Origin of the sequence: Nonomuraea lactucae (assembly GCF_003313395.1) — a bacterium.
Classification (GTDB): Bacteria; Actinomycetota; Actinomycetes; order Streptosporangiales; family Streptosporangiaceae; genus Nonomuraea; species Nonomuraea lactucae.
The window spans coordinates 1-2,720 of sequence record NZ_QNFZ01000643.1 but is presented as its reverse complement, the minus strand read 5'-3'; the positions used below and the strand labels follow the sequence as shown (position 1 = coordinate 2,720).

Sequence of the window (2,720 nt, the reverse complement as noted above, 5' to 3'; positions counted from 1 at the left end):
CCGCGCGCGTGCCGCCGCCGCCGGGCGCAGCCGTCGATCCCGCCCTGCTGGCCAGGCGCCTGGCCGCCATGCAGCCCAGCTGGCCGGCCCGCGCGATCGACTGCCGCAGGCAGAAGTGCGTCGCGCTCACCTTCGACGACGGTCCGGGGGAGCACACCGGCAGGCTGCTCGAACTGCTGCGCGTCCGGCAGGCCCGCGCCACGTTCTTCGTGGTCGGGCAGATGGTGGCCGCCGACCGCGCCGGGATCACGCGCCGCATCGCCGCCGAGGGGCACGAGATCGGCAACCACACGTGGAGCCACCCGGCGCTCACCACGGTGCCGCTCGACCGGCTCCGGCGCGAGCTGCGGCACACCAGCCGCCTCGTGCACGGGATGACCGGGGTGTGGATGCGGATCATGCGTCCCCCGTACGGGGCGACGGACGACAGGGTGGCACGGGAGACCCGCGGCGAGGGGCTCGCCCAGATCCTCTGGGACGTCGACACCCTCGACTGGCGCCACCGCGACCCGGCGGCCGTGGTCAGGCTCGCCGGAGGCGCCCGGCCCGGCTCGATCGTGCTGATGCACGACATCCACCGCAGCACCGTCGAGGCCATGCCCAGGGTGCTCGACCGGCTCTCCCGCAAGGGCTACCGGCTCGTCACCGTGTCCCAGCTGTACGGCCGGACGCCGGAGCCCGGCCGGGTCTACCCGCCCGGCCTCGACCGTCAGTGAGGCATGGCACGCTTGGCCGTATGGGTTTCACCGGCTTCCCCGATGAGGCGTTCGTGTTCTACGAGGGTCTTGAGGCGGACAACTCCAAGACTTACTTCACCCGGCACAGGCACCTCTACGACGACGCGGTGCGGGCGCCGATGCTGGCCCTCACCGACGAGCTGGCCGGGGAGTTCGGTCCGGCCCAGCTGTTCCGGCCCTACCGCGACGTCCGCTTCGCCAAGGACAAGTCGCCGTACAAGACCCACCAGGGCGCCTTCGTCGACCGGCTGCCCGGCATCGGGCTCTACTTCCAGATCGACGCCGACGGCCTCTTCGCCGCGGGCGGCCTCTACTCGCAGGCCCCCGACCAGATCGCCCGCTACCGGGCGGCGGTCGACGCAGACCTCACCGGCGCGCCGCTGCAGGCCGTGGTGGCCGCGCTGAGCGCAGCCGGCTACGCCGTGGAGGGGGAGCGGCTCAAGACCAGGCCACGCGGGTTCGCCGACGACCACCCGCGCATCGACCTGCTGCGCCACAAGTCCCTCTACGCGGGCCGGCGCTTCGAGCCGGAGCCGTGGGTGCACACGGCTGAGGTGGCCGGTCGGGTGCGGGAGTGCTGGCGCGCCTTCGAGCCGCTCGTCGACTGGCTCTGCGCCCACGTACGGGGGAGCGAGCTGTCCCGCCGCTGAACGGGCCCTCGTCCGGTCGGGGAAGTGCCGGTGCGACGGGAGGATGTGGGTCAGACGGCACGAGGTGTGCCGCGGGGGCTGTGACGGAGAGGCGTGAAGGGTCGTGACGGCGAGCGGGAACGGCATCGGCACCCGTGACCACGAGGACGGCGTCCGGGCGGAGCCCCGCGACTCCGCGAGTTCCGCGGGCACGGCGGGCTCGGCGGGCTCGGCGAGTTCCGCGGGCTCGGTGGGCTCGGCGGGCTCGGCGGGCTCGGCGGGCTCCGGGGGCGGTGGTCGGCGGCGGGACAGGGTGGTGCTGTCCACGATCACGACCGTGGCGGCCCTGCTGTACGGCGCGCTCTCGCTCACCCGGCTCGCCGACTTCAGGGCGGGCGCCTACGACCTGGTGATCTTCGACCAGGCCGTGCGGTCCTACTCCCGCTTCCAGCTGCCGGTCGCCGTCGTCAAGGGCGTGCACAACGACTTCGGCCCCGGCTTCGCCGTCCTGGGCGACCACTGGTCGCCGATCCTGGCCCTGCTCGCCCCCTTCTACTGGATCCACGACGGCCCCGAGACCCTGCTGGTCGCGCAGGCCGTGCTGCTGGCCGGGGCGGCGGTCCCGCTGTGGGTCCTGACCAGGAGGGCGCTGGGCAGCCCGGTGGCGGCCCATCTGGTGGCGGTGGCCTACACCCTGTCGTGGCCCGTGGTCGAGACCGTGGCGTTCGACTTCCACGAGGCCGCCTTCGCGCCCCTGCTCACCGCCGTCCTCCTCGAACGCCACCAGGCCGGGCGGCGCGGCCACGTCGTGCTGGCCGCCCTCGCGCTGCTGTGCGTGAAGGAGGACATGGGGCTGCTCGTGGCGGGGTTCGGCGTGGTGCTGCTCGGGCAGCGGGGGTGGCGGCTCATGGGGGCGGCGTTCGCCGTCGGCGGCCTGGGCTCCACCCTGCTGGCGTCACAGGTGCTCATCCCGCTGTTCGGGGGGAGGTCCGACTACTATTGGGCGTACGGAGCGCTGGGGACCGGCCTGCCCGCAGCCGCGCGCACCGCCGTGACCGATCCGCTCGCCGTGGCGGCCCAGCTCGGCACCCCGTCCGTCAAGCTGGTCACGCTCGCCCTCCTGCTGGGCACGACGCTGATGGCGGCGCTGCTCTCCCCGCTCATGATCATGGCCGTGCCGCTGCTCGCGGAGAGGATGCTGGCCAGCTCGTTCCCCAACTGGTGGGTGCCCGAATACCACTACAACGCCTTCGTCGTCGTGGTCGTCCTGGCGGCCGGGGTGGACGGGGTCCGGCGCCTGAGGGCGCGGCTGCCGCTGAGCGGGCGGCGCGTGCGATGGCCGGGCGCGGGCGGG

At 73.9% G+C, this 2,720-nt stretch carries 3 protein-coding genes; all 3 read left to right on the top strand.

Translation table 11 applies throughout. From position 1 onward, the window contains the following. A partial coding sequence (locus DQW85_RS24705) for a polysaccharide deacetylase family protein (protein WP_338043411.1) occupies nucleotides 1–716 on the top strand: 716 nt, incomplete at its 5' end. 20 nt (nucleotides 717–736) lie between these two features. Beyond that, entirely contained in the window at nucleotides 737–1,387 is a 651-nt protein-coding gene (locus DQW85_RS24700; RefSeq protein ID WP_113702398.1) for a DUF2461 domain-containing protein, read from the top strand. A 103-nt stretch (nucleotides 1,388–1,490) separates the two neighbouring features. Next, nucleotides 1,491–2,720: DUF2079 domain-containing protein (locus tag DQW85_RS24695; protein WP_113702397.1), on the top strand; the 1,230-nt coding region annotated here is incomplete at its 3' end.

What these genes read in the sequence shown, in the direction of transcription:
- DQW85_RS24700 (WP_113702398.1), top strand. Translation starts at nt 737, where the DNA reads ATGGGTTTCACCGGCTTCCCCGATGAGGCGTTCGTGTTCTACGAGGGT.